20 protein-coding genes and 1 tRNA gene are annotated in these 19,873 nt (G+C 71.4%); 8 read left to right on the top strand and 13 right to left on the bottom strand.

Going from position 1 to position 19,873, the window contains the following annotated elements; all coding sequences use genetic code 11:
• Positions 1–3: 3 nt before the first annotated feature.
• On the bottom strand, positions 4–1,026 hold the full coding sequence (locus ACWF79_RS30765; protein ID WP_453731454.1) for a phosphotransferase family protein: 1,023 nt from the start codon (positions 1,024–1,026) through the stop codon (positions 4–6).
• Between the two features lie 169 nt (positions 1,027–1,195).
• Here ACWF79_RS30765 and ACWF79_RS30760 point away from each other — a divergent pair, with 169 nt between their 5' ends.
• The gene (locus ACWF79_RS30760; protein ID WP_453731453.1) at positions 1,196–2,443 is read left to right on the top strand and encodes a glucarate dehydratase family protein; all 1,248 of its coding nucleotides are present in this window, start codon (positions 1,196–1,198) and stop codon (positions 2,441–2,443) included.
• A gap of 27 nt (positions 2,444–2,470) precedes the next feature.
• Here the strand turns inward: ACWF79_RS30760 and ACWF79_RS30755 are convergent, their stop codons facing one another.
• From ACWF79_RS30755 to ACWF79_RS30745, 3 genes are all read right to left on the bottom strand, one after another.
• Positions 2,471–3,919: an eCIS core domain-containing protein gene (locus tag ACWF79_RS30755; protein WP_453731452.1), complete on the bottom strand. Its 1,449-nt coding sequence runs from the start codon at positions 3,917–3,919 to the stop codon at positions 2,471–2,473.
• A gap of 128 nt (positions 3,920–4,047) precedes the next feature.
• A complete protein-coding gene (locus ACWF79_RS30750; protein ID WP_453731451.1) occupies positions 4,048–4,959 on the bottom strand; it encodes an MBL fold metallo-hydrolase in 912 nt (303 codons plus the stop codon).
• A 115-nt stretch (positions 4,960–5,074) separates the two neighbouring features.
• Positions 5,075–5,371: a hypothetical protein gene (locus ACWF79_RS30745; RefSeq protein WP_453731450.1), complete on the bottom strand. Its 297-nt coding sequence runs from the start codon at positions 5,369–5,371 to the stop codon at positions 5,075–5,077.
• A 157-nt stretch (positions 5,372–5,528) separates the two neighbouring features.
• Here ACWF79_RS30745 and ACWF79_RS30740 point away from each other — a divergent pair, with 157 nt between their 5' ends.
• Complete coding sequence (locus tag ACWF79_RS30740; RefSeq protein ID WP_453731449.1) at positions 5,529–6,467, top strand: NADP-dependent oxidoreductase; 939 nt, start codon at positions 5,529–5,531, stop codon at positions 6,465–6,467.
• A 102-nt stretch (positions 6,468–6,569) separates the two neighbouring features.
• Here ACWF79_RS30740 and ACWF79_RS30735 read toward each other — a convergent pair whose 3' ends face one another.
• From ACWF79_RS30735 to ACWF79_RS30715, 5 genes are read right to left on the bottom strand one after another with little or no spacing between them, the layout of a single operon-like run.
• The gene (locus ACWF79_RS30735; protein WP_453731448.1) at positions 6,570–6,890 is read right to left on the bottom strand and encodes a DUF202 domain-containing protein; all 321 of its coding nucleotides are present in this window, start codon (positions 6,888–6,890) and stop codon (positions 6,570–6,572) included.
• A complete protein-coding gene (locus ACWF79_RS30730; protein WP_453731447.1) occupies positions 6,887–7,282 on the bottom strand; it encodes a YidH family protein in 396 nt (131 codons plus the stop codon). Before ACWF79_RS30730 ends, ACWF79_RS30735 begins: the two co-directional genes overlap by 4 nt.
• A gap of 34 nt (positions 7,283–7,316) precedes the next feature.
• Entirely contained in the window at positions 7,317–7,829 is a 513-nt protein-coding gene (locus ACWF79_RS30725; RefSeq protein WP_453731446.1) for an NUDIX hydrolase, read from the bottom strand.
• A gap of 12 nt (positions 7,830–7,841) precedes the next feature.
• Positions 7,842–8,624, bottom strand: a complete 783-nt coding sequence (locus tag ACWF79_RS30720; protein ID WP_453731445.1) for a glucose 1-dehydrogenase — start codon at positions 8,622–8,624, stop codon at positions 7,842–7,844.
• Positions 8,621–9,256 carry a TetR/AcrR family transcriptional regulator gene (locus ACWF79_RS30715; RefSeq protein ID WP_453731444.1) on the bottom strand — a complete coding sequence of 212 codons (636 nt, stop codon included), beginning with the start codon at positions 9,254–9,256 and terminating at the stop codon, positions 8,621–8,623. The genes ACWF79_RS30720 and ACWF79_RS30715 overlap by 4 nt, the downstream gene beginning before the upstream one ends.
• 95 nt (positions 9,257–9,351) lie before the next feature.
• Between ACWF79_RS30715 and ACWF79_RS30710 the strand changes: the two genes are divergently transcribed.
• Positions 9,352–11,007 carry an FAD-binding dehydrogenase gene (locus ACWF79_RS30710; protein ID WP_453731443.1) on the top strand — a complete coding sequence of 552 codons (1,656 nt, stop codon included), beginning with the start codon at positions 9,352–9,354 and terminating at the stop codon, positions 11,005–11,007.
• A gap of 92 nt (positions 11,008–11,099) precedes the next feature.
• On the opposite strand, the gene ACWF79_RS30705 is transcribed toward ACWF79_RS30710, so the two are convergent.
• Both ACWF79_RS30705 and ACWF79_RS30700 read right to left on the bottom strand, forming a co-directional pair.
• Entirely contained in the window at positions 11,100–12,512 is a 1,413-nt protein-coding gene (locus ACWF79_RS30705) for a GntP family permease (RefSeq protein ID WP_453731442.1), read from the bottom strand.
• A 122-nt stretch (positions 12,513–12,634) separates the two neighbouring features.
• Positions 12,635–13,162: a gluconokinase gene (locus tag ACWF79_RS30700; protein ID WP_453731441.1), complete on the bottom strand. Its 528-nt coding sequence runs from the start codon at positions 13,160–13,162 to the stop codon at positions 12,635–12,637.
• 138 nt (positions 13,163–13,300) lie between these two features.
• Between ACWF79_RS30700 and ACWF79_RS30695 the strand changes: the two genes are divergently transcribed.
• The gene (locus ACWF79_RS30695) at positions 13,301–14,002 is read left to right on the top strand and encodes a FadR/GntR family transcriptional regulator (RefSeq protein WP_453731440.1); all 702 of its coding nucleotides are present in this window, start codon (positions 13,301–13,303) and stop codon (positions 14,000–14,002) included.
• Between the two features lie 194 nt (positions 14,003–14,196).
• Positions 14,197–15,669, top strand: a complete 1,473-nt coding sequence (locus tag ACWF79_RS30690) for an amino acid permease (RefSeq protein WP_453731439.1) — start codon at positions 14,197–14,199, stop codon at positions 15,667–15,669.
• Between the two features lie 52 nt (positions 15,670–15,721).
• Here ACWF79_RS30690 and ACWF79_RS30685 read toward each other — a convergent pair whose 3' ends face one another.
• Both ACWF79_RS30685 and ACWF79_RS30680 read right to left on the bottom strand, forming a co-directional pair.
• Positions 15,722–16,666: an RluA family pseudouridine synthase gene (locus tag ACWF79_RS30685; RefSeq protein WP_453731438.1), complete on the bottom strand. Its 945-nt coding sequence runs from the start codon at positions 16,664–16,666 to the stop codon at positions 15,722–15,724.
• Positions 16,667–16,721: 55 nt separating this feature from the next.
• Positions 16,722–16,809, bottom strand: a tRNA-Leu gene (locus ACWF79_RS30680).
• Positions 16,810–17,018: 209 nt separating this feature from the next.
• Here ACWF79_RS30680 and ACWF79_RS30675 point away from each other — a divergent pair.
• The 3 genes from ACWF79_RS30675 to ACWF79_RS30665 all read left to right on the top strand — a co-directional run bounded on the left by ACWF79_RS30675 (position 17,019) and on the right by ACWF79_RS30665 (position 19,681).
• Positions 17,019–18,344 carry a M20/M25/M40 family metallo-hydrolase gene (locus ACWF79_RS30675; RefSeq protein ID WP_453731437.1) on the top strand — a complete coding sequence of 442 codons (1,326 nt, stop codon included), beginning with the start codon at positions 17,019–17,021 and terminating at the stop codon, positions 18,342–18,344.
• A 156-nt stretch (positions 18,345–18,500) separates the two neighbouring features.
• Entirely contained in the window at positions 18,501–18,734 is a 234-nt protein-coding gene (chpH, locus tag ACWF79_RS30670) for a chaplin ChpH (RefSeq protein WP_147977251.1), read from the top strand.
• A 155-nt stretch (positions 18,735–18,889) separates the two neighbouring features.
• Complete coding sequence (locus tag ACWF79_RS30665; protein ID WP_453731436.1) at positions 18,890–19,681, top strand: chaplin; 792 nt, start codon at positions 18,890–18,892, stop codon at positions 19,679–19,681.
• Positions 19,682–19,873: the final 192 nt, after the last annotated feature.

Genomic DNA, 19,873 nt, shown 5'->3' with positions numbered 1-19,873 from the left:
GGTTCAGCCTTCCTGGAGGGTGGTGAGGCCGTGCTCGATGAAGACGGGGACGAGGTCGCCGATGCGGTCGAAGCCGGCGCCCACGGTCTGGCCGAGGGTGTAGCGGTAGTGGATGCCCTCCAGGATCACGGCGAGCTTGAACCAGGCGAAGGCGGTGTACCAGGAGATGGCGGAGGTGTCGCGGCCAGAGCGGGCGGCGTACCGCTCGATCAGCTCGGCGGGGTCCGGGTGGCCGGCGGCAGCGGCGGTCGTCGAGACAGGGGAGTGGGGGAGGTCCAGCCTGGCGCTGTACATCGCGAGCAGACCGAGGTCCGTCAGCGGGTCGCCGAGCGTGGACATCTCCCAGTCGAGGACGGCCTTGATCCGGTCGTCCTCGCCGATCAGGACGTTGTCCAGGCGGTAGTCGCCGTGGACGACGGCCGGGGCGGCGGAGGCCGGGAGGGCGCGGCCGAGCGCGGCGTGCAGCTCGTCGATCCCCGCGAGATCCCGGTTACGGGAGGCGTCGAGCTGCTTGCCCCAGCGGCGCAGCTGCCGGTCGAGGAAGCCCTCGGGTCGTCCGAAGTCGCCGAGGCCCACCGCGGAGGGGTCCACGGCGTGCAGCTCGACGAGGGTGTCGACCAGGCCGAGGACGGCCGCGCGGGTGCGCTCGGGGCCGAGCGGCGCGAGCTGCTCGGCGGAGCGGTACGGGATGCCGGCGACGAACTCCATGACGTAGAACGGCGCCCCGAGGACGGACTCGTCCTCGCAGAGCAGCACGGTCTCCGGGACGGGCACGGCCGTCGTGTGCAGCGCGCTGATCACCCGGTGCTCGCGCTTCATGTCGTGCGCCGTGGCGAGGACATGACCGAGCGGAGGCCGGCGTACCACCCAGCGGTCGGTGCCGTCGGAGACGACGTACGTCAGGTTCGACCGGCCGCCCTCGATCAGCCGGGCGTCGAGGGGGCCGCGCACGAGCCCCGGCCGTTCCCGGTCGAGGAATCCGCGCAACTGCTCGGGGTCGAGACCTGGTGGCTGGGCAGAACTCATCGTGCGTACCTCCGGGGACGGGGGACTGGGTCGGACGGCTCGGACGGTGAACGTCGGCGTTCATGATGACCGACCAGTCGGTATGTCGTCCAGGGCGGGGCCCGGACCGGCGCGGGAAAACGGGGTCGGCGGTCTAGCCCAGGATCTGGTGCATGAATATGGTTCACATATGAATCCAGCGCTGCTTGTCGAGGACGTCCGGCTGACCCCGATCCTGATCGCCGACCCGCCGCTGCTCAACACCCAGGGCGTCCATCAGCCCTTCACGCCCCGTCTGATCGTCGAGGTGGTGACGCGCGGCGGGGTGACCGGCCTGGGGGAGACCTACGGCGACGGGAAGTACCTGGATCTCGCCCGACCGCTCGCCGGGGCGCTCCCAGGCCGCTCGGTCACGGACATGAACGGCCTGTTCGCCCTGGCCGAGCGCGTGTGTGGCGACTCACGGGCCGCGGACGAGCGGGTCGACGCGGGCGGGCTGCGCGGGGTCCAGACCGCCGCCAAGCTCCGCCTCTCCGTCGTCTCCGCCTTCGAGGTCGCCTGCCTGGACGCGCTCGGCAAGACCCTCGGCCTGCCCGTGCACGCCCTGCTCGGCGGCAAGGTCCGCGACCATGTCGAGTACAGCGCGTACCTCTTCTACAAGTACGCCGGTACCGACGACTGGGGCCCGGCCCTCGACCCGGCCGGGATCGTGGAGCAGGCCCGCCGCTTCGACCGCACGTACGGCTTCCGCTCCTTCAAGCTCAAGGGCGGGGTCTTCCCGCCGGACGAGGAGATCGCCGCGATCCGGGCCCTCGCCGAGGCGTTCCCCGGCCGGCCGCTCCGGCTCGACCCCAACGGCGCCTGGTCCACGGAGACCTCGCTCGACGTGGCGCGCGCCCTGAAGGGCGTCCTGGAGTACCTGGAGGACCCCGCGACCGGCACGGCCGCCATGGCCGAGGTCGCGGCGCGTACGGACGTACCGCTCGCGACCAACATGTGCGTGACGACCTTCGAGGAGGTCCCGGAGGCCTTCGCCAAGAAGGCGGTACGGATCGTCCTCTGCGACCACCACTACTGGGGCGGACTGCACCGCACCCGCGAACTGGCCGCGCTCTGCCGCACGTACGGCGTCGGGCTCTCCATGCACTCCAACACCCACCTCGGCATCAGCCTCGCGGCCATGACCCAGGTCGCCGCGACGCTGCCCCAGCTGGACCACGCCTGCGACACCCACTACCCCTGGCAGACCGAGGACGTCGTCACCACCCGCCCCGTCTTCCAGGACGGGCGCCTCGCGGTCTCCGACGCGCCGGGCCTCGGCGTCGAGCTGGACCGCGACCGGCTCGCGGCCCTGCACCGCCGCTGGCTCGACGACGACGGCACCCACCGCGACCGCGACGACGCGGCCGCGATGCGCCGGCTCCGCGCCGCCCCCTAGGGGGCGCGACACCCTCCGGTCGGCGGCTCAGGGAAGGGTGAGCGGCTGGGTCTTGTCCCCGGGCGCGGGGGCCGGCCGGTCCGGGTGGACCGCGACCAGCCGGGCGTTGCCCTGCGCGTAGACGCTCTCCCGGCCGAAGAACTGGTAGCCGGACTCGATGAGCTGAAGGATCTCGTGCCCCAGCATCGCCTGGGGACCGCCTTCGTCGGCCGACTTGTTGCTGTCCCAGAGCGCGCCGTCACCCAGCTTCTCGATCTCCTGCCAGAAGTTGCCCGGATTCAACTGCCCGTTGGTCAGCATGCCTTCGATCTGCGGACCGAGACTGGTGACGATCTTGAAAACGGCACGCTCGGCGATGCCGCCGTCCATGAAGGCGTAGTTCACGGGCACGGACCACTTGGTCGTGTTCAGCCGCCGGCCCATCCGCGCGTCCTCGGGCAGCCGGTCCCCGACCTGGGGCTTGCCCTGCTGGTACGCGGCCCACGGGCCGGTGTCGCCGGTGCGGCCGAGGACGAGCTTGCGCTTCGCGTTGAGCGCCGCCGCCTGGGAGTTCGCCATCGTGTCCGACGCGGTACTGGTCAGATCGGCCCGGATGGTCGACTCCAGGGCCGCCACCAGCTCCGCCTTGCCACGCCCCTGCGGCGGGCCTATCAGGCCCTCCAGGTACTCGATGTTGTCGTTGAGGTCCCCGTTGAGCATCACCCACTTCGGCTTCAGATGGTTCGTCTCCCAGGTGTCGTACTCCGCGAGGTACTCGTCGATGCCGTCCGCCGCCTGGGCGACCAGCCTCCGCACCTCGTCGTCGATCTTGGACGGGTGGTGCATGCGCTGGATGTCCCCGGTCCCGGCCGAGACCTGGGCGGCCTGCGCCTCCCCCGAGGCCGAAGCGGCGGCAGGCGCCGGGCGGCTCATCACCCGGTGCGCGTTGGCCTCCGCCTCGCGCTCGAACCGGTCCGACGGATCGCTGACCCGCAGCCCGTCGCCCCGGTCCGTCCCGGCCACCGGCCCCCGGCGCTGCTGGAGGACGTGGGTCAGCTCGTGGGCGAGCGTGTGCTGGTCGATGCCGGAGGGCCCGGCGACGATATGGCTGCCGGAGGTGTAGGCCTCGGCGCCGAGCTCGGCCGCCGAGGCCCGGGCGGCGGAGTCGGTGTGGAGACGCACGTCGGAGAAGTCGGCCCCGAAGCGGGCCTCCATGTCGGCGCGGCTGCGGTCGTCCAGTGGCCGGCCGCCGCCGCGCAGGACCTTGTCCACGGCGGAGCGCTGGACCGGCGCCTCGTCCTCATGACCGCAGCCGGCGCCGTGCCGGTGTTCGTCCTGGGCGGCGCCTGCCCGGCGCAGCATCTGGACCACGGCTGCGTTCCCGGCCGAGCGCTGCAGGGCGAGCAGGGCCGGGGAGGGCGCCATGGGGCCAGGGGAGGTACGGTCCGCCGAGGCGTCCCGCTTCTTCGGAACCCGGTTGCTCGGGCGGTCGTACATGGAGGTCCCTTTCGGCGCAGGTCGTCTGCCTTCCCGGTATACCGGGGCGGTTCGACGCGCCGCCAGGTACGGCGGGGCAGACTTCCCGGCCCCCGGGGCCGCGTATCGCCGCCCGAAGGTCCCTCGGGTCACGCGTGGCAGGCCACCGGCATGCCGCCGTTCATCGCGGCCATGTCCCCGAAGACCTGCACCAGGTTCAGCGGCGAGCCCTCCGGCAGCCCGCTCAACTCCGCGTCAGCCCGGTGCAGGTTGGCCACCAGGCGCTCGCTCTCCCGCCACGCCGCGAACTCCCCGAGGTCCGCCCCGCGCGCCGTCTCCAGCGGCGTCGCGCCCTTCGCGTACCCCTCGGCCGCCAACTCGGCGACCCAGCGCAGATACCGCTCCGTCGCGTCGTACGCCGACGGGTCCGTCACGCGCCCGTGCCCCGGCACCACCGTCGGCGCGTCGAGCGAGCGCAGCAGGGCGAGCGCGCGGAGCGAACCGGCCAGCGAACCCATCGGAAGGAAAGGCGTCCCGCCGTGGAAGACGAGATCTCCCGTGAACGCCACGCCCTGCTCGGGGAGATGGACGATCGAGTCGCCGGTCGTGTGCGCGGTCCCGGGGTGCAGTACGCGCACCTCCAGCTCACCTACGTACAGGCTCAGCCGCTCGCGGTACGTGACCGAGGGAGGCGTCACCTCGATCTCGCCGAAGTCGGTCTGCGGCCACAGCAGATGGAGCTGTCGACCGGCGGCGAGCTGCTCGGCCCGGCAGTTCTCGTGACCGACGATCCGCGCCTCCGGCAGGAACACCCCGTTGCCGTACGTGTGGTCGCCGTGGTGGTGCGTGGAGACGATGGTGCGGGGGAGCGGCAGCGCCTCCGCGAGCACGGCCGCGCGGAGCAGTCGTGCGCGGCGCTCGGTGGCGGCCGTGTCCACGAGCAGCGACTCGCGGGCGTCCCCCACGAACCCGGCGTTGTTCAGGCACCAGCCGCCGTCGGGCTGGACGAAGGCGCGCACGTGCGGTGCGAGCGCCACGACGTAGGGATCGGTGACGGACAAGGTTTCCCCCCGACGAGAAGGGCGAGAGCCCGGACGAGAAGGACGAGTGCCCAACTGACGGACGGCAGCCTGCCAGGCGGGCCCGGCCGGGGGGAAGATTCGGCGATTCGTCCGATCAGTGATCGTCCCAGTGGTTGCCGTGCGCCGCGTGGCGGTGGCCGTCGTGCTCGTAGTCGACGTGGTCGCCGTGCGTGACGGCCGTGTGCCCGCAGTCCGGTCCGTGCGTGTGGTCGGGGTGGGTGTGCGGGACGTGGGACGTGGGCTCGCACTCGTCCCAGTGCCCGGAGTGCTCGCGATGCAGATGACCGTCATGGGCGTAGTCGACGTGGTCGTGGTGCGTCACGGCGGTGTGCCCGCACGAGGGTCCGTGGGTGTGCGCGTGCGTGGGGTGCTCGTGGTGGAGAAGGGTCATGACATCGCCTCTGTGAGGGTGTGGGGGGAGGGGTGTGTGACGGCTCCAGGCTAGCCCTGAATGTCGGAGTCGTCCCGATTCCGTCCCTGTGTGGCGACGTGCCCCGCCGGGGGAACCCCGCTTGCGGGGGACGGTGGCCACGGTGATCGTTCGAGGTATGAAGGCGATCAGCTACAGCCGGTACGGCGGACCCGAGGTGCTCGAGTACGGCGAACGGCCCGACCCGAAGGTCGGCCCCGACGACGTCCTCGTGAAGGTACGGGCCGCCGCCGTGAACCCGGTCGACTGGAAGGCCCAGGCCGGCTATCTGGACGGGATGATCGACGCCGTCTTCCCGGTGATCCCCGGCTGGGACGTCTCCGGGGTCGTCGTCCAGCCCGGGGTCTCCGTCACCGAGTTCACCGTCGGCGACGAGGTCATGGGCTACGTCCGCGAGGACTTCCTCTCCCGCGGCACCTTCGCGGAGTACGTCGCCGCCCCCGTCCGTACCCTCGCCCGCAAGCCCCGCACCGTCGGCTTCGAGGAGTCCGCCGCCCTCCCGCTGGCCGGGCTCACCGCCTATCAGGTCCTCCACCAGGCCCTCGCCGTCCGCCGGGGCGAGACGGTCCTCGTGCACGCGGCGGCCGGCGGCGTGGGCTCCATGGCCGTCCAGATCGCCCGCCACCTCGGCTGCCGGGTCATCGGCGCCTCGCGCGAGGAGGGCCAGGAGCGGCTCAAGGAGCTGGACGCCGAACCCGTCGTCTACGACGAGCACACCTTCGTCCAGCAGGTCCGCGACCTCGCGCCCCAGGGCGTGGACGCGGCCTTCGACACCATCGGCGGGCCCTTCCTCAAGAAGACCGCGGACGTCCTGGCCCCCGAGGGCCGCCTCGCCTCGGTCGCGGACGGCGAGGTGCTCGCCCTGGGCGGCCGCTACTTCTGGGTCCGCCCGGACCCCGAGGACCTCGCCGCGCTCGCCGGTCTGGTCGACGAGGGCGTGCTCTCCGTACGGGTCGCCCGGAGCTTCCCCCTGGAGCAGGCGGCCGACGCCCAGCGCGCCAACCGCGAGGGCGGGCTGAACGGCAAGGTCGTGGTCACGGTGGCCTGGCCCGACTGAGAGACCGGGCTGCTCCTGCGGGGACATGGAGCGCGACCTACAGCAACGACCCGCACCCCCCGCGCGAACCACACCCACAGCACCTGCGGCCACGCCCCGCCCCTACAGCACGACCGCCACCGCGAACCCGGCCAGCGCGACCGTGCAGGCCGTCGCCAGCAGCGCGCCCCGGTGCGAGAGCGCCCCCGGCCGCGCCGCGTCCAGGGCGTGGATCCGGCGGTGGGCCACGGCCAGGAAGCCGACCCAGACCAGCGCGATCAGCGCGGCACCCGCCACCCCCGCCGTCGTGATCTCGTCGCTGATCGCCGACTTCACGGCGAGTACGGCCACGATCGTGCAGGTCAGCGTCGTACGCCGCCACGCGAGCCGGGTCCGTTCCGGCTGGAGCCCCGGATCCCGGGCCGGAGCCACGGCCTCGCTCACCGCCCGGCCCAGCCGAAGAGGATGACCACCACCATCGCGAGCGCCACCACGGCGACCGCGAGGCTCAGCACCGTCGGGAACCGCGACACCGGAAGGTCCTCCCCGCGCCGCATCGCCCGCTCGCACCGCACCCAGTGGTTCACCGCGCGCAGCGCGCACAGCACGCCCGCGGCGAGCAGCGCGAGCGCGAGCCCGACCCGTACGCCCCAGCGCAGGTCCGGCAGGAACTGGTCGACGGCGAACCCGCCACCGACGAGCGCGAGCGCCGTCCGGATCCAGGCGAGGAAGGTGCGCTCGTTGGCCAGCGAGAACCGGTAGTCCGGAGTCTCGCCCTCGTCCCGGATCCGCCGCGGCGCGAACCACAGCCGCAGACTCTGCACGAAGTCACTCACCCGGGCACCTTAACCGCGTCCTCGCCCGGCCACCTCAAGCGCCGTGCGCCCGCAGCCGTTCGTACGCGGCCAGGCCGTCCGGGACCCAGGCCCACTCGCCGAGCCGCGCGACGACCTCCGCCTCCGGCAGGAACGCGTGCCAGGCGACCTCCTCCACCTGCGGGTCCACCGGCAGGTCGCAGCGCACCTGGTAGACCGCCGACCACCACTTCCCGGCGACGCCCCCGGAGTCGTAAAGGAACCGGAACAGCGGCTCAGGGCGCGGCAGCCCCGTGACCCCCAGCTCCTCCTCCGCCTCCCGCAGCGCCGCGTCGTCGTACGACTCGCCCGCGCCGACGACACCGCCGACGAACATGTCGTACATCGACGGATAGACCAGCTTCCCGGGCGTACGCCGGTGCACGAAGATCCGGCCCTCGGCGTCCCGTACCTGGATGAACGTGCAGCGATGGATCAGGCCCCGCGCGTACACCTCGGCGCGCGGGGCCTGTCCGATCACCTCGTCGTGCTCGTCGACGACGTCGAGTACCTCTTCGGCGGGGTTCATGCCCCCATCCCATCACTGACCCATGACGTACTTCACCGTCGGACCGGTCGTCCAGCCGCCGTCCACGGCCAGCTCCGCGCCCGTCACGTAGGAGGCCGCGCCCGACAGCAGGAAGACGACGGCGCCCGCGACCTCGTGCGCCTCGCCGACCCGCCCCATCGGGGTGTTGGGGTACCTGCCCTCGCCCTTCTCGATGCCGAGTCCGGCGGTCATGGGGGTGTACGTCATGCCCGGGTGGACCGAGTTGACGCGGATCCCCGCCGTGCCCAGCTCCACCGCGCCGATCTTCGTCAGACCGCGTACGCCCCACTTCGAGGCGCCGTACCCGGCGGTGAGCGCGAGCCCCATCAGGACGGCGGCCGAGGAGATGTTGACGATCGAGCCGCCGCCGGCCTCCCTCATCGCCGGGACCGCGGCCTTCATGCCGATGAAGACACCGGTCAGGTTGATGTCGAGCACCTTGCGGAAGTTCTCGACGGACTCGGTCTCCAGGAAGGCGCCGGTGGATATCCCGGCGTTGTTCACCAGACCGTGGAGCCCGCCGAACTCGGCGACCGCGTACGCGACGGCCGACGCCCACGCCTCCTCGGAGGTCACGTCGTGATGGCGGAAGCGCGCCCGCTCGCCCAGCTCCGCCGCGGTCGCCTCGCCCTCGTCGTCGAGGACGTCGGTGATCACGACGTTCGCGCCGGCGGCGACGGCCTGCCGCGCGGCCTCGGCGCCCAGGCCGCGGGCGCCGCCGGTGACGAGGACGGTCCTGCCGGCGAGGTCGTGGAGGCGGGGGTTCCCGGTCATGGGAGGTCCTTCCGGATCGAGGGCGGGGGAGCCTGGAGCAGGGCCGTCGTGGTCTGGACGAGGTCGGCGAGGAAGAGCTCCTCGTCCGTCAGAGGGGCGGTGCCGTCGAGGTACTGCCGGGCCCGGTCGGCCATCGCGGCGCCGACGACGGTGAGCGCCAGGTCGAGCCGCTCGAGCCGCAGTGGCTCGGGCAGGCCGGTCAGACAGGCCTCGACCCGCTCGATCAGCCGCCAGTAGACGGTGCCGTCGAGCGTGGGGTGCGGCGTGCGGGTGCGCACCCCGCTCTCGTGGCTGAGCTGGGCGGAGATCCGCAGGCAGCGACGGCCGCGCCCGGTGCGCAGCTCGCTCGCCTCGGCGCCGACCAGGGCCCGCAGCAGCGCGCGCGGCTCGTCGGGCGCCTCGGCCAGGAGCGGTGCGAGGACCTGCTCCGTACGTCGCTGGCGGCCGGCCATCACCGCGTCGAGCAGGCCCGCACGCGAGCCGAAGTGGTACTGCACGGCCGACGGGTTGCTCTGGCCCGCGAGGGCCACGATGTCCCGCAGCTGGGCGCCGTCGACGCCCTGCGCCGCGAAGACCTCCTCGGCCGCGCGGATGAGTTTCTCCCGGGTCCCGGGCCCCGACGTCCTCGCCATGCGGCCCACATTAATGTCCGACATTAGAAAACGGGAGAGTCCTGGGCGGGTCCGAACGGTTGACTCGATACATTCGTGTATCCAAGATTCGGTCCATGTCGTACGACGCTGATGTGATCGTGGTCGGAGCCGGCCTCGCCGGCCTGGTGGCCACCGCCGAACTCGTGGACGCCGGGCGGAGCGTCATCCTGCTCGACCAGGAACCCGAACAGTCCCTGGGAGGCCAGGCCCACTGGTCCTTCGGCGGTCTCTTCCTCGTCGACTCGCCCGAGCAGCGCCGACTGCGGATCAAGGACAGTCACGACCTCGCCCTCCAGGACTGGCTCGGGACCGCCGGCTTCGACCGCGCCGAGGACCGCTGGCCGAGGAAATGGGCGGAGGCGTACGTCGACTTCGCGGCGGGCGAGAAGCGGTCCTGGCTGCACGCGCGCGGGGTGCGGTTCTTCCCCGTGGTCGGCTGGGCCGAGCGCGGCGGCTACGGCGCGACCGGGCACGGCAACTCGGTGCCCCGCTTCCACATCACCTGGGGCACCGGCCCCGGCCTCGTCGCCCCCTTCGAACAACGGGTCCGCGAGGGCGTGGCCCGGGGCCTCGTGCAGTTCCGCTTCCGGCACCGCGTGACCGCCCTCGGCCGCACGGCCGGAGCCGTCGACACCGTCAGCGGCGAGATCCTGGAGCCGTCCACCGCCGAGCGCGGCACCGCGAGCAGCCGGGAGGCCACCGGCACCTTCGAGCTCCGCGCCCAGGCGGTGATCGTCACGTCGGGCGGCATCGGCGGCAACCACGACCTCGTACGCAAGCAGTGGCCCGACCGGCTCGGCACCCCGCCCGCGAAGCTGCTCTCCGGCGTCCCCGCCCATGTCGACGGACTGATGCTCGGCATCACCGAGGAGGCCGGGGCACACCACATCAACCGCGACCGGATGTGGCACTACACCGAGGGCATCGAGAACTGGAACCCGATCTGGGCCAAGCACGGCATCCGCATCCTGCCCGGCCCGTCCTCGCTCTGGCTGGACGCGCGCGGCCGCCGGCTGCCCGTCCCGCTCTTCCCGGGCTTCGACACCCTCGGCACGCTCGAACACATCATGCGCACCGGACACGACCACACCTGGTTCGTCCTCGACCGGCGCATCATCGGCAAGGAGTTCGCGCTCTCGGGCTCGGAGCAGAACCCGGACCTCACCGGGAAGTCGGTCCGCGACGTCATCGGCCGGGCCCGCGCGGACGTCCCCGGCCCGGTGAAGGCGTTCATGGAGCACGGCGTCGACTTCGTCGTCGAGAACGACCTGACCGCCCTCGTGCGGGGCATGAACGCGCTCACGGACGAGCCGCTGATCGACGAGGCGGAGCTGCGCCGCGAGATCACGGCCCGGGACCGCGAGATCGCCAACCCCTTCACCAAGGACCTCCAGGTCACGGCGATCCGGGGCGCCCGGAAGTACCTGGGCGACAAGCTGATCCGTACCGCGCCCCCGCACCGGATCCTGGACCCCAAGGCCGGTCCGCTGATCGCCGTACGCCTCAACATCCTCACCCGGAAGTCGCTCGGCGGCCTGGAGACGGACCTGTCGTCGCGGGTGCTCCAGGAGAACGGCGAGGTACTTCAGGGGGTGTACGCGGCGGGCGAGGCGGCCGGCTTCGGCGGCGGAGGCGTCCACGGCTACCGCTCCCTGGAGGGCACCTTCCTCGGCGGCTGCATCTTCTCGGGCCGAGCGGCGGGCAGGGCGGCGGCGCGGGCGGTGGCGTAGCAGCGCCGTACGCCCCGGAACCCCGAACGCACCGGACCGGGTCCGGAAACGCCCGAGTGGCGTCCGGACCCGGTCCAGGGAGCTGCACGGCGCTACAGCACCAGCGACAGCAGCAGGACGAAGACGATGCCGACGACCGAGATGATCGTCTCCATCACCGACCAGGTCTTGATCGTCTGGCCGACGTTCATGCCGAAGTACTCCTTCACCAGCCAGAAACCGGCGTCGTTCACATGGCTGAAGAAGAGCGAACCGGCACCGATCGCGAGGACGAGCAGCGCGGTCTCACTCGTCCCCATGCCCTCGGCGAGCGGGGCCACCAGGCCGGCCGCCGAGATCGTCGCGACGGTCGCGGAGCCGGTGGCGAGGCGGATCGCCACCGCGATCAGCCAGGCGAGGAGCAGCGCGGGGATCGACCAGTTCTTGGAGAAGTCCAGGATCATCTGGCCCACGCCGACGTCGATCAGGGTCTGCTTGAAGCCACCGCCCGCACCGACGATCATCAGCACGCCCGCGATCGGGGCGAGGGACTTCTCGACGGTCGAGGAGAGCCGCTGCTTGGTGAAGCCGGCCGCACGGCCCAGCGTGAACAGGCCCACGAGGACGGCGGCGAGCAGCGCGATGAGCGGCGAGCCGATGACGTCGGTGACCTTCTGCAGGCCGTTGTCAGGGTTGTCGACGACGATGTCGACGAGCGCCTTGACCAGCATCAGGACGACGGGCAGCAGCACGGTCGCGACGGTGGCGCCGAAGCCGGGACGCTTCTCCAGGTCCTCGGAGGGGCGCGCGGCTCCCCCAAAGGACTGCAGCATGTTCTCCGGGGCGGGGATGTCGACCCAGCGGGCCGCGTACCGGGCGAACAGCGGACCGGCGATGATCACGGTCGGGATGGCGACCAGGACACCGAGGGCGAGCGTGACGCCGAGGTTGGCGCCCAGCGCGTCGATGGCGACCAGCGGGCCGGGGTGCGGCGGGATCAGACCGTGCATCACCGACAGACCGGCGAGGGCGGGCACGCCGATCCGCATCAGTGAGTAGTTGCCGCGCTTGGCGACCAGCAGCACCACCGGGATCAGCAGCACGATGCCGACCTCGAAGAAGAGCGGCAGTCCGATCACCGAGGCGATCAGCACCATCGCCCACGGCATGGCCCGCCCACTGGCCTTGGCGAGGATCGTGTCGACGATCTGGTCCGCGCCGCCGGAGTCGGCGAGCAGCTTGCCGAGGATCGCGCCGAGCGCGATCAGCACGCCCACACCCGCCACGGTCTTGCCGAGACCGGAGGTGAAGGAGTCGATGGTCGCCCCGAGCGGCGCCCCGGCGAAGGCACCCAGGGCGAGCGAGCCGATGGTCAGGGCCAGGAAGGCGTGCAGCTTGAACTTGGTGATGAGCAGGACGATGACGGCGATGCCCGCGAGCACGGCTATGCCCAGCTGGGCGTTGCCGGCCGAGGTGATCGGCTCGACGGCGTCCGCTGCCAGCATCTCGACGCTGAGACTGGTCACGGTGGTTCCTTAGGGGACGGGGTGGGGCAGGAGGGGGTACGCGAGGGGGCGACGCCGAGGGATCGACGTACGGAAGAAGGTCGACGTACAGAAGGAGGTGGACGTACGGACGTACCGGGCGCTCACCGACCGACGAGCCGCCCCAGCGCGGCGACCGCCCGCGCGGCGATCTCCTCGGGCGAGCCCGAGACGTCGACGGCAACACCGGCCTCGTCCTCGCCGAGCGGCTCCAGCGTCGCGAACTGCGAATCGAGCAGGGCCGTCGGCATGAAGTGCCCCTTGCGCCCGGCCATCCGCCGCTCGATCAGCTCGCGGTCGCCGGTCAGATGGAGGAAGACCACGTCCGGGGCGGCCGCCCGCAGCCGGTCCCGGTACATCCGCTTGAGCGCCGAACTGCTCACCACCCCGCCGTGCCCTTCCCGGCCGTGCGCCCAGCGCCCGATCGCGTCGAGCCACGGACCGCGGTCGGCGTCGTCCAGCGGGACGCCGGCGGACATCTTGGCGACGTTCGCCGCCGGGTGGAAGTCGTCACCCTCGGCGTAGGGGACGCCGAGGGCGTCCGCCACCAGCGGTCCGATGGTCGTCTTGCCGGTACCGGCGACGCCCATCACGACGACGACCGGGGGGACCGTCGGGGAGGTGGTGCTCATGAGGTGGTGCCTCGCTGTCTTCTTCGACATCGATCCGTCGCGCTCATGAAACCCATTGGGTACGACGTATTCAAGACCCTGTGACATTAAAGTCATACTTTTTGTTCCCGATCTTGGTCGCCGCGTAGGCTGACCTCCATGACGACATCGGCCCAGGGGCTTCATTCGCACGTCCTCGCCACCCTGGGCCTCGCGATCACCGCGGGGGAGTACCCGCCCGGCAGCGTGCTGCGCACCGACGAGCTCGCCCAGCGCTTCGACGTCTCGCGCACCGTGGTCCGCGAGGTCGTCCGCGTCCTGGAATCCATGCACCTCGTCGAGTCCCGCCGCCGCGTCGGCGTGACCGTCCTGCCGACCGCGCAGTGGAACGTCTACGACCCCCAGGTCATCCGCTGGCGCCTGGCCGGCGCCGACCGCCCCCGCCAGCTGCGCTCGCTCACCGTCCTCCGCTCGGCGGTCGAACCCGTCGCCGCCGGCCTCGCCGCCGTCCACGCCACCCCCGAGCAGTGCCGCGAGCTGACCGAGCAGGCGCTCGGCATGGTCGCCACCTCGCGCGGCCGGCAGCTGGAGGCGTACCTCGTCCACGACATCGCCTTCCACCGGGTCGTCCTCAACGCCTCCGGCAACGAGATGTTCGCCCGGCTCGGCGACGTGGTCGCCGAGGTCCTCACCGGCCGCACGCACCACCAGGTGATGTTCGAGGACCCCGACCCGGCGGCCGTCACCCTGCACGTCCAGGTCGCCGAGGCCGTACGGGAGCGGGACGCGGTCCGCGCCGAGGAGCTGACCCGGCAGATCGCGGTCGGCGCACTGAAGGAACTGGACGTTCTCGCGCCGTAAAGCCTTCCGATCCCAGGCGTTTGCCGTGGAGGAACCTCAGAATTAGCTCAAATATGGGCGAGCAGTGACATTGGCCACTGCCGAATTCCCGCCGTGCCGTGACGATGTGCGCTGGCCGTGAGAGCCGTGGACGACCTCCACGCGCGCGGCCGGGTACCGCACAGACCCTCCCCCTCACGAAGGCGAACAACTCCATGAGTGACCGCACCCTCCCTGCGGCCGACACGCTGTCCGCCACGCCGCCACCGGCGGCGGCGACCGGAGCGTCCCCCCACGTCGACGCCGGTGACGCCGGTTACCGCAAGGACCTCAAGTCCCGGCACATCAACATGATCGCCATCGGCGGCGCCATCGGCACCGGCCTCTTCCTCGGCGCCGGCGGCCGCATGGCCAACGCGGGACCGTCCCTCTTCATCGCCTACGCCGTCTGCGGCGTCTTCGCCTTCTTCGTGGTGCGGGCCCTCGGCGAGCTGGTCCTCTACCGCCCCTCCTCCGGAGCCTTCGTCTCCTACGCCCGTGAGTTCATGGGCGAGAAGGGCGCCTACACGGCCGGCTGGCTCTACTTCCTCAACTGGTCGACCACCGCCATCGCCGACATCACCGCGGCCGCGACCTACGCCCACTTCTGGGCCATGTTCAGCGACGTCCCGCAGTGGATCCTCGCCCTGATCGCCCTCGCGGTCGTCCTCGCCGCCAACCTCATCTCCGTGAAGTACTTCGGCGAGATGGAGTTCTGGTTCGCGATCATCAAGGTCGGCGCCCTCGTCGCCTTCATGCTGATCGGCATCTTCCTGGTCGTGACCTCGCACGACATCGGCGGCCACACCCCGGGCCTGTCCACCATCACGGACAACGGCGGCGTCTTCCCCACCGGTGTCATGCCGATGCTGCTGCTGATCCAGGGCGTGGTCTTCGCCTACGCCTCCGTCGAGCTGTGCGGCGTCGCCGCCGGCGAGACCGAGAACCCCGAGAAGATCATGCCGCGGGCGATCAACTCGATCATGTGGCGCGTGGGCCTCTTCTACGTCGGCTCCGTCGTCCTGCTCGCCCTGCTCCTGCCGTACACCGCGTACTCCGGCGACCAGAGCCCCTTCGTCACGGTCTTCGACAAGCTGGGCATCCCCGGCGCCGCGGGCATCATGAACCTGGTCGTCCTCACGGCCGCGCTCTCCAGCCTCAACTCCGGCCTGTACTCCACCGGCCGCATCCTGCGCTCCATGTCGCTGTCGGGCTCCGCGCCCAAGTTCACCGGCGTCATGAACAAGGGCGGCGTCCCCTACGGCGGCATCCTGCTGACCGCCGCCTTCGGTGTCCTCGGCGTCGGCCTGAACTACCTCATGCCCGGCGAGGCCTTCGAGCTCGTGCTGAACTTCGCCTCCATCGGCATCATCGGCACCTGGGCCATGATCATGGTCTGCTCGCTGCTGTTCGTGAACCGCTCCAAGGAAGGCCGGGTCACCCGCCCCGGCTACCAGCTGCCCTGGGCCCCGTACACCCAGATCGTCACGCTGCTCTTCCTCGGCTCGGTCCTCGTCCTGATGTGGATGGACGGCGGCATCAGCCGCACCACCGTGAACTGCCTCCCGCTGATCGCGCTCGCGCTCGTCGGCGGCTGGTTCCTGGTCCGCAAGCGGGTCCGCGCGACCGCGGCGACGCACCAGGGCTGACGAACCCCCCACGGGGCGACGAGACCCCCGCAGGCGGCGGCCTGCGGGGGTCTCATGCCATGTCCGGCCCCTGATCGAGGCCATGGAGCCGCAGCCGGCTCTCGAACCGCATCGGCTCCCCGGTCACGGGGTCGGTGAACTCCAACACCCGCGCGAGCAGTTGCAGCGGCCGCCCGTAGTCCTCCGGCCCGTCCTCCCGGACCACCGGATAGACCGGATCGTTCAGGATCGGCAGCCCCAGGGCGTTCATGTGCACCCGCAGCTGATGCGTGCGCCCGGTCGCCGGCAGCAGCCGGTACCGCCCGAGGCCACCGCGCCGCTCGACCAGCTCGATCCGGCTCTCGCTGTTCGGCTCGCCCGGCTCCTCCCGCGCGGCGATCACCCCGCGCTCCTTCACGATCCGGCTCCGTACGGTCACCGGCAGCGCGACCTCCGGGTCGTACGCCGCCACCGCCTCGTACTCCTTGCCGACCAGCCGGTCCCGGAACAGCGTCTGGTACGCCCCCCGGTCCCCGGGCCGCACCACGAACAGCACCAGCCCGGCCGTCAGCCGGTCGAGTCGGTGCGCGGGCTGCAGCTCCGGCACCCCCAGCTCCCGCCGCAGCCGCGCGAGCGCCGTCTCGGTCACATGCCGCCCCCGAGGCATCGTCGCCAGGAAGTGCGGCTTGTCGATCACGACGATCCGCTCGTCCCGGTGGACGACGCCGACCTCGAACGGCACCCGCTCCTCGACGGGAAAGTCCCGGTGGAACCAGAGGTACGTTCCGGCCACGTACGGCTCGTCCTCCGTGACGGGCCCGGCCAGCCCGACGAACCGCCCCTCGCGCACCATCTCCCGCACCCGCGCGTCTCCGACGGCGCCCCCGAACCGCCCCCGCAAGTACTCCCCGACGGTCGCCCACTCCTCCGCGCCGACCTCGGGCAACCGCACCCGCACAGGATCGATCCCCGCCCGCTGCCCCAGCGGCGCGACCGGCGTTCTCGCCCTGCGTCTCACAACTCCCACCGATCCGTAACGCAAGAAGGACCCCACATCGCGTGGGGTCCTTCGCTGGTGTCCGAGGGGGGACTTGAACCCCCACGCCCGATAAAGGGCACTAGCACCTCAAGCTAGCGCGTCTGCCATTCCGCCACCCGGACAAGGTGTCTGTCTTTCCGGCCGCTCGGCCGTTCCGACGTGGAAAACCATAGCAAACATTGGAGGGGGTCGATCACCACCCCCGGTCCGGCCGGAACCGTGTGACGGGCGGATGTCGGTCGGTGGCCGCCCTTGGGCCCGGAGGGTCGGGCGCGCGAGGATGGGGGCGTCCACCAGCAAGCACGTGGGGCACGTAGTGGGAGGAAGCAGCGTGAGCGAGTCGAACACGGCCCGGAGCGTCACCGGCGAGGACGAGGTCGTGGACCTCTGTCGTGACCTCATCCGCATCGACACCAGCAACTACGGCGACCACTCCGGCCCGGGCGAGCGGGCGGCGGCGGAGTACGTCGCCGAGAAGCTCGCCGAGGTCGGTCTCGAGCCGAAGATCATCGAGTCGCACAAGGGGCGGGCCTCCACCGTCGCCCGGATCGAGGGCGAGGACCCCTCGCGGCCGGCCCTCCTCATCCACGGCCACACCGACGTCGTGCCGGCCAACGCCGCGGACTGGACCCACGACCCCTTCTCCGGCGAGATCGCCGACGGCTGCGTCTGGGGCCGGGGCGCGGTCGACATGAAGGACATGGACGCGATGACCCTCGCGGTCGTGCGGGACCGGATGCGCAGCGGCCGTAAGCCCCCGCGGGACATCGTCCTGGCGTTCCTCGCCGACGAGGAGGCGGGCGGCACGTACGGCGCCCGCCATCTCGTCGACCACCACCGGGACCTCTTCGACGGCGTCACGGAGGCGATCGGCGAGGTCGGCGGCTTCTCCTTCACCGTCAACGAGAACCTGCGGCTCTATCTGGTCGAGACGGCCCAGAAGGGCATGCACTGGATGCGGCTGACCGTCGAGGGCACGGCCGGGCACGGGTCGATGACCAACAACGACAACGCCATCACGGAGCTCTGCGAGGCCGTGGGCCGCCTCGGCCGCCATCAGTGGCCGGTGAGGGTCACCAAGACCGTACGGTCCTTCCTGGACGAGCTCTCCGACGCGCTGGGGACCCCGCTCGACCCCGAGGACATGGAGGCGACGCTCGCCAAGCTGGGCGGCATCGCCAAGATGGTCGGCGCCACGCTGCGGAACTCGGCCGCCCCGACCATGCTCGGCGCCGGATACAAGGTCAACGTCATCCCCGGCCAGGCCACGGCGCACGTCGACGGACGGTTCCTGCCCGGGTACGAGGAGGAGTTCCTGGCCGACCTCGACCGGATCCTCGGCCCCCGGGTCAAGCGCGAGGACGTGCACGGGGACAAGGCCCTCGAGACCAGCTTCGACGGCGACCTCGTGGACGCGATGCAGCTGGCCCTCAAGGCCGAGGACCCGATCGCCCGCGCGGTGCCGTACATGCTCTCCGGCGGCACGGACGCCAAGTCCTTCGACGACCTCGGCATCCGCTGCTTCGGCTTCGCGCCGCTCCAGCTGCCGCCCGAGCTGGACTTCGCCGGGATGTTCCACGGCGTGGACGAGCGGGTGCCGGTCGACGGTCTGAAGTTCGGTGTCCGCGTGCTCGACCGATTCATCGACGCCTCCTGAGCCGTTCCTCGCTCACTGGTTTTCAGATAATCGGCCGTGCGTGCGGCAGTGACCGGAAAGAGTGAATGCGCTCATAGGCTCGTAGCCCCATTACTTCCCCCTCGTTACAGGTGGTGCGGTCCGCGGCTGGGATCGCATTGCCAACAAGGAGGAATAATGATCAAGAAGGTCGTCGCTGCTGCGGCTGCCACGGGCGGTCTCGTTCTCGCGGGTGCGGGCATGGCCGTTGCCGACTCGGGTGCCCAGGGTGCCGCCATCGGTTCCCCCGGCGTTCTCTCGGGCAACGTCGTCCAGGTGCCGGTTCACATCCCGGTGAACGTGTGCGGCAACACGGTCTCCGTGATCGGGCTGCTGAACCCCGCCTTCGGCAACACCTGCGTCAACGCCTGACGTTGTCCTCGACCCGTGAGGGTCTGAGCCAGGCCGGCCCCGGAGTGCGTGCCATGCACTCCGGGGCCGGCGGGCATTTCCGCCCCGGGCGTTCGTGCCCGGAGGCTCCTCTTCTGAAGCCAGAAGGCAGAAGCCGAGAAGGCAGGGAACAAGCTATGCGACAGGTCACGCGCAAGGGCCTGATCACCGTTGCGGCCGCGGGCGGCGTCATCGCCCTCGGCGGTGGTTATGCGAATGCCGATTCGGGCGCGAACGGCACGGCCTCGAACTCCCCGGGCGTCGCGTCCGGCAATTCCGTCCAGGTCCCGGTGCACGCGCCGGTGAACGTCTGCGGAAACACGGTCAACGTCGTCGGGCTGCTCAACCCGACGTTCGGCAACAAGTGCGCCAACGTCTCCAAGCCGGGCACGGGCAAGCACCGCGGCTCCTCGGCCGAGGCCGGCACCAGCAACTCGCCGGGCGTCGGCTCCGGCAACAACGTCCAGGTGCCGGTCGACGTCCCCGTGAACGCCTGCGGGAACAGCGTCTCGGTCGTCGGCGCCATCAACCCGGCGTTCGGCAACGAATGCGGCAACGGCGTCGAGCCGACGCACCCGGGCAACCCCGGAAACCCGGGGAGCCCCGGAAACCCCGGCAACCCCGGTAACCCGGGCAATCCGGGTGAGCCGGGTAACCCCGGCAACCCTGGTAACCCGGGCAACCCCGGGACTCCGGGCGAGCCTGGCAACCCGGGCACCCCCGGCAACCCCGGGGACTCGGGCGAGTCCGAAGGACCCGGCACGCCGGACGGGCCGAACACGCCTGGTACGCACACGATCACGCAGCCCGCGGCGTCCGAGGAGCTGGCGCAGACCGGTTCCGGCCCGCTCGGCGTGGCCGTCCCGGCCGGTGCCGCCCTGCTGCTCGCCGGATCGGTGCTCTACCGCCGCGCCCGCCGGTCCGCCTAGGGAGTGTCCGGAAAGTATGGTCGTCCGCCCGAAGGGCGGGGCTCGCGGCGTCCGGTGCGTGCGATCGCAAGGCGGAGGAGGGAGTCGACGCGGAGCGTCGGCGACTGACGACAACGCGGCGAGCGTGCGTGCCGGGCGTCGCGAGCCAGGCCAGACTTTCCGGACACGACCTCGGACAGCCGCGCGACGTGA

The organism is Streptomyces sp. NPDC054975 (assembly GCF_053609105.1).
Note: the sequence above shows the minus strand (reverse complement) of the source record. Positions and strands in the feature narration are given on the sequence as shown.